The sequence below is a fragment of the Actinomadura sp. NPDC049753 genome, assembly GCF_040674655.1.
Lineage (GTDB): Bacteria > Actinomycetota > Actinomycetes > Streptosporangiales > Streptosporangiaceae > Spirillospora > Spirillospora verrucosospora.
The window spans coordinates 1-5,874 of sequence record NZ_JBFARL010000322.1 but is presented as its reverse complement, the minus strand read 5'-3'; the positions used below and the strand labels follow the sequence as shown (position 1 = coordinate 5,874).

7 protein-coding genes are annotated in these 5,874 nt (G+C 75.5%); 2 read left to right on the top strand and 5 right to left on the bottom strand.

Translation table 11 applies throughout. The features are described from left to right. Positions 1 to 965: hypothetical protein (locus AB0K37_RS39825; protein WP_363990778.1), on the top strand; the 965-nt coding region annotated here is incomplete at its 5' end. 7 nt (positions 966 to 972) lie between these two features. Here the strand turns inward: AB0K37_RS39825 and AB0K37_RS39820 are convergent. The 5 genes from AB0K37_RS39820 to AB0K37_RS39800 form a co-directional block, all read right to left on the bottom strand. Further along, on the bottom strand, positions 973 to 1,911 hold the full coding sequence (locus tag AB0K37_RS39820; RefSeq protein WP_363990775.1) for an MBL fold metallo-hydrolase: 939 nt from the start codon (positions 1,909 to 1,911) through the stop codon (positions 973 to 975). A 57-nt stretch (positions 1,912 to 1,968) separates the two neighbouring features. Then, positions 1,969 to 3,027 carry a rod shape-determining protein gene (locus tag AB0K37_RS39815; RefSeq protein ID WP_363990772.1) on the bottom strand — a complete coding sequence of 353 codons (1,059 nt, stop codon included), beginning with the start codon at positions 3,025 to 3,027 and terminating at the stop codon, positions 1,969 to 1,971. Between the two features lie 187 nt (positions 3,028 to 3,214). Continuing rightward, positions 3,215 to 4,102 carry a metal ABC transporter permease gene (locus AB0K37_RS39810; RefSeq protein WP_363990769.1) on the bottom strand — a complete coding sequence of 296 codons (888 nt, stop codon included), beginning with the start codon at positions 4,100 to 4,102 and terminating at the stop codon, positions 3,215 to 3,217. Beyond that, positions 4,099 to 4,767, bottom strand: a complete 669-nt coding sequence (locus AB0K37_RS39805) for an ATP-binding cassette domain-containing protein (protein WP_363990766.1) — start codon at positions 4,765 to 4,767, stop codon at positions 4,099 to 4,101. The genes AB0K37_RS39810 and AB0K37_RS39805 overlap by 4 nt, the downstream gene beginning before the upstream one ends. Next, positions 4,764 to 5,675 carry a zinc ABC transporter substrate-binding protein gene (locus AB0K37_RS39800; RefSeq protein ID WP_363990763.1) on the bottom strand — a complete coding sequence of 304 codons (912 nt, stop codon included), beginning with the start codon at positions 5,673 to 5,675 and terminating at the stop codon, positions 4,764 to 4,766. Before AB0K37_RS39800 ends, AB0K37_RS39805 begins: the two co-directional genes overlap by 4 nt. A 56-nt stretch (positions 5,676 to 5,731) precedes the next feature. Here AB0K37_RS39800 and AB0K37_RS39795 point away from each other — a divergent pair, with 56 nt between their 5' ends. Next, on the top strand, positions 5,732 to 5,866 hold the full coding sequence (locus AB0K37_RS39795) for a hypothetical protein (protein WP_363990760.1): 135 nt from the start codon (positions 5,732 to 5,734) through the stop codon (positions 5,864 to 5,866). Positions 5,867 to 5,874 lie beyond the last annotated feature (8 nt).

Sequence of the window (5,874 nt, the reverse complement as noted above, 5' to 3'; positions counted from 1 at the left end):
GCCGTGTCGGCGGCACGCCCGAGGCCCGCACCGCCGACGTCTTCCTCGCGCACACCGCCACCGGCGTCGTCCTGGTGCTGAAGCGGCGCTGGGACGTCCCGGACGGCGACCGGCTCACCGGCGCAGACCTGGCCGGGCGCCGCGTCCTCGGGGCGCCGCTGCGGTCCCTCGCCGCCGCGAACGTCGTGTCCGAGAGCGCCTCGCGCAGCGCCGGACGGGTCGTCCGGGTCACCTCCGGGCGGATCGCGAAGACGACGGTCACCCCGCTCGGCGACACCTGGGAGGGCCTGCCCGCCGGGCTGCTCGTGCGCGACCTGGCCGCCGAGGGGCGGGCCCTGGACGCGCTCCCGCCCCGGCTCGTGCGGCCCCGCGTGGAGGCGGAGCTCGTCCGCGTCGTCGAGATCGCCGAGGTCCGCCACATCGGCTACCGTCCCGGGGCGCAGCGGCTGGAGGCCGTGGTCGCCGACGCGGCGGGCGTCCCGGCCGTCGTCTCCGCCGACTACAGCCCCCACCGGCCCGCCGCGCTGGACGCCCTGGCCGACGCGCTCGCGACCGAGCCCCGGTTCGTGTCGGGCGCCGTCCGCAGGGACCGCGGGGGCCTCGTCATCGACCCGTTCGCCGTGCTGACCGCCGGCGGCCCCGTCGTCCCCGACCTGGCCCCCGGCGACGGCACCGCCGCCCTCGGGGCCCCGCCCGAGGCCGTGCCCGATCCGCTCGGCGATGCCCTGGACGAGGCGCTCGCCGCCTGCGCGCAGGCGGCCCACCGCGGCCTCCTGCGCCTGCCGTCCGGCGTGCGGGAGCGCCTCGTCCGCGCGGGCGCGACGCTGGAGCGCGTCGGCCTGCGCACCTGCGCCGGGACGCTCGCCGCCCTCACCGCGGCGCTCGCGGGGGACGACCCGGAGGGCATGACCCGCGCCTGGGCCACCGCCCACATCCGCCTGGTCACCGCGGCCGAGCTGCGCTGACGCGCCGCTACGCGCGGCAGGTGAGCGGGCGGCCCCCGTTGAAGGCGACCATGTCGTCGAGGGCGGCGACCAGGTCGATCGGCGCGCCGGGCGGCTGCCCGTCCAGTTCGGCGTAGGCGCGGTGCAGGTTGCCCACGAGGCGCTCGGGGTCGGTCAGCTCCGCGTACGGGCCGAGGTCGGCCTCGCGGGCGGCCTCCAGCGGCGCGAGCCCGGCCTGCCGGGCCTCGGCCGCGGTCGCCTGGACGAACCGCGCGTAGCCGAGCACCTGGTCGATGAGCTCGGGACCGGCGACGGGCCCGTGCCCGGGGACGATCGTCTCCGCGCCCAGCGGCGCGACGACCTCCTCCAGGACCTCGACCGCGCCCGAGACCGAGCCCTGCATCAGGAACGGGGTGCCGCCGTTGAACAGCAGGTCGCCGCAGAACAGCACCCGCCGTTCGGGGATCCAGACGATGGAGTCGTTGGTGGTGTGCGCGGGCGTGCCGACGTGCCGGACCTCGCAGCGCAGGTCGTCCACCCACAGGGTCAGGCCGTCGGTGTAGGTGAGGAACGGCGGCTCGATCTCGACGGCGCCCCAGTCGACCTTCGTCCAGAACGGCTCGTCGAACGGCATGCCCCAGCTGAGCGCGCCCTCCCGCGTGCCCTCGTGGCCGACGACGGTCGCCCCGGAGAACAGGTAGTTGCCGAAGGTGTGGTCGCCGTGGTGGTGGGTGTTGACCAGTGTCCGGACGGGACGGTCCGTGACCGACCGGATCGACTCCAGGTAGGCGCGGGTGCGGCGCTCGGTCGAGCAGGAGTCGACGCTCGTCACCCCCCGCGCGCCCGTGAGGAAGCCGGCGTTGTTGATCCACCAGGTGCCGTCGGGCTGGACGTAGGCGAAGATCCCGTCGGAGACCTCCTGCAGCCGCGGGCTTCCCGGTCCCTCGCGGTCGGGTGCGTCGCTCATGGGAGTGGAAGTGTAACCGGCGCCGGGCGCGGGGCCGCCGACCGCGGCGGGCCGCGGTCAGTACTCCGCCAGGGTCGTCAGCAGGTGCGGGCGCGGTGAGGTCTCGCGGGCCGACGGCTCCCGCGACCCGGCGGACCGCAGCACCTCCCCGGCGCCGAGCACGGCCGCGTCGCCGGTGTCGTCCCCGACCCGCGCGCCCAGCCCCGTCCGGTCCCGGATCAGCCGCTCCAGGCCGGGCAGCCGGGCGCTGCCGCCGGTGAGCGTGATGCCGACGCCGAGCAGGTCGCCGGAGATCTCGGGCGAGCAGCCGGCGAGCCCGGCGCCGATCGCGTCCACGATCCGCGCCACCGGGGCGGCGATCGCGCGGGCGACGTCCGCGGTGGTGAGGACGACGCCGCGGGGCATGCCCGTGGCGATGTCGCGCCCGTGCACGACGGTCTGCCGCACCGGGCGGCGGCCGAGCGGCGGCACCGCGCCGACCTCCAGCTTGGCCGCCTCCGCCCCCGCCAGCGACAGCGCGATGCCGTGCTCCTGGCGGACGAGCGCGGCGATGGCGCGGTCCAGCGCCGACCCGCCGATGTGCGCGGTGTGGGAGGTGACCAGGCCGCCGAACGCGATGACGCCCACGTCGGTGACGTCCGCGCCGATGTCGGCGATCACCGTGATGTCGGGCCGCCCGCAGGAGGTCATGCCCATCCCGATGGCGGCGGCGATGGGCGTCGGCACGAGCGTGAGGCGGCGCGCGCCCGCCTGGTAGGCGGAGAACTGCAGCGCCCGGTAGTGGACGGAGGTCAGCCCGCTCGGGACCGTGACGACCAGGCGCGGTCGCGCGGTGTAGTGGCGCCGGTGGTGGCGGCGCACCAGGTGCCGCATGAGGTACTCGGCCTCGTCGGTCTCGGTGGGCGCGCCTTCGCGGATGGGCCGCACGAGCGTGACGTCGGGGTTCCGCCCGGCCATCTCCCGTGCCGGGACGCCGAGGGCGAGGATGCGCCCGGTGTCGCGGGAGCGTGCGAGGAGCGACGGTTCGCGGCAGACGACGCCGCGGCCCTTCACATGCATCCGCACGGTCGCGCTGCCCAGGTCGATAGCGGTGTCCCGGCCCGCGAAATCCCACATCGCGCCCTCCCAATCGCCCCGTTCGCCGCAAGAGTCCAGATGATTCGATTCCCGTGCGGCCTGCGGCGATGCCCACGCCCGGGTAAGCGAATCGCAACGACCTGGCGATCTGGGATCCGACATGTCCGGAACGCGATGCGCGGTGCGGCGCCCGCCCGGGGCGCAATCCCGGGCGGGCGCCAAAAGATCATGTAGGGACGGTGCCGGGGCGCGTGCCCCGCGCCGTCCACCCGCGCCGGGTCCGGGCGGCGCCCGCCGCGCGGCACGCCCCGTACAGCAGGAACGAGATCGTGGTGACGTACGGGCTGATCGGAATGCTGGAGCCGATCGACAGCAGGATCCCGCCCAGCACCGACACCGTCGCCAGCGCCGCGCTCAGCAGCGGCGCCAGCACCGGCGACGCGGTGACCCGCACCGCCGCCGCGGCCGGCGTGCAGAGCAGCGCGAGCACCAGCAGCGCGCCCACGACCTGCACGGACACGGCCACCGCCAGGCCGAGCACCAGCAGGAAGGCGGGCGACAGCGCCCGCACCGGCACGCCCCGCGCCGCCGCCACGTCCGGGTCCAGGCTCGCGAACGCCAGCGGGCGCCACATGACCGCGAGGCACGCCAGCACGACCGCCGACGTCGCGAGGAGCCACGACAGCCGCGGCGCGTCGATCGCGACGATCTGCCCGGTGAGAAGCCCGAACTTGTTGGCCGACCGGCCCTGGTAGAGCGACAGGAACAGCACGCCGAGCCCCAGCCCGAACGGCATCAGCACGCCGATGGCCGAGCCGCGGTCGCGCGCCTTCGCGCCGAGCACCCCGATCAGCCCGGCGGCCACCAGGGCCCCCGCGATCGAACCGCCCGCCACGCTCGCCCCGGCCAGCAGGGCGGCGGCCGCGCCGGCGAACGACAGCTCGCTGATGCCGTGCACGGCGAACGCCAGGTCGCGCATCACGACGAAGGTCCCGGCGAGCCCGCCGACCAGTCCGAGCACGGCCCCCGCGACGAGCGAGTTGCGCACGAGCCCGAGCAGCGCCCCGTAGTCCCGGAAGTTGAAGATCTCGTGCCAGGCGTCTTGCCAGCTCATACCGTCTCCTGGCGGGAACTTCGGGCTTCGCGGGCGGCTCCCAGGTCGAGGATCCGGTCGGCGAAGGGGAGGACCGGGTCGATCTCGTGCGTGACGAACACGACGGCGGTGTCGTGGTCGCGGCGGCGCCGGTCCACCAGTTCGGCGACGACGCGCTGGTGCTCGGCGTCCAGCGAGGCCAGCGGCTCGTCGCACAGCAGGACGCGCGGGCCGGTGGCCAGGGCCTGCGCTATGCGCACGCGCTGCAGCTCGCCGCCCGAGAGGAGTTCGAGCGGGACGTCGGCGAACGCGGCGGCGCCCACGTCGGCGAGGACGGCGTCGACCCGGCGGCGCGTGTCCCGGCGCGGTCGCCAGGGCCCCCAGCGGTGGCCGTCGACGCCGAGCCGCACGAGGTCGCGGGCGCGCAGCGGGGTGTGCGGCGGGACGGCCCGGTGCTGCGGGACGTAGCCGACGGCGTCGCTGCCCCGCCGGGGGCGGCGCCCGTTCACCGCGACCGTTCCGGACGACAGCCGCTGGAGCCCGAGCAGCACCCTGAGCAGGCTGGTCTTCCCCGACCCGTTGGAGCCGACGACGGCGAGGAACTCGCCGGGCCGCACGTCGAGGTCCAGCCCGCGCCACAGGGTCCGCTCGCCGTAGGCCAGGGTCGCGCCGCGGAGGGCGATCACGACAGCGCCTTCATGAGCTCGGCGATGGTGCCGTCCATCCAGGCGACGTAGTCCCGGCCGGCCGGCAGGGTCTCGGTGACCGGCACCACCGGGACGCCCGCCTCGCGGGCCGCCTCGCGGACCTTGGCCGTCTCCGGGCCGCTCGTCTGCACGTTCACGACGAGCGCCCGCACCTTCCGGCCGGTGAGCAGCGCCAGCGTGTCGCGCAGCGCCCGCGGCGGGACGTCGTCCCCCTCCTCGACCGCCTCGGCGAACTCCTCCGGCGTCCGGTCGACCAGCCCGGCCGCGTCCAGCAGGTGGCCCGGGACGGGCTCGGTGACCGCCACGCCGTCACCCGAATGCGCGGCCCTGACCGCCGCCGCCTTCCCCTCCAGCGTCTTCAGCCTCGCCTTGAAGGCGGCGGCGTTCGCCGAGAACGTCCGCGCGTCCCCGGGGTCGGCCTCGGCGAGCGCGGCGGAGATCCGGTCGGCCAGCAGCGCGACGGAGGGGAGGTCGTACCAGACGTGCTCGTTCAGCTCCTCGCCCGCCGGAGCGGTCCTCCCGGAGATCTGGACGGCGTTGAGCACCCGGGCCTTGGAACCGGACCCCTTCAGCAGCGTCTCCATGAAGTCGTCGTAGCCGCCGCCGTTCTCGATGACCACACCGGCCCTGGACAGCGCGAGCCTGGCGCGCGTCCCCGCCTCGAAGGAGTGCGGGTCCTGCGCGGGGTCGCTGATGAAGGAGGTCACCTTCACCCGGTCCCCGCCGATCTGCCGGGCGATGTCCCCGTACACGTTGGTCGAGGCCACGACCGAGACCGTCTCCGCGGCCCCGGCGCCGGAGGACGACCCGCAGGCGGCGGCCCCGAGCGACGCGAGGGTGAGGGCGGCGCCCGCCCCGAGGACGCGGGCGCGCTGAGCAGACATCATGGAAGCTCCTGAAAATGAAAACGATTTTCAGTAGCAACTTAACATGACTCGCCCCTTTGGTCCCGCTCTCTTGCCGCTTCGGCAACGCCCCGCACGCAGAAGGCCGCCGTCCCGGTGTCCTCGCCGGGCTGTCGGAGACCGAGCTCGACGTGCTGCGCGTCGCCGCCAGGCTCATGGATCGCCTTCCGTGATAGTTCGA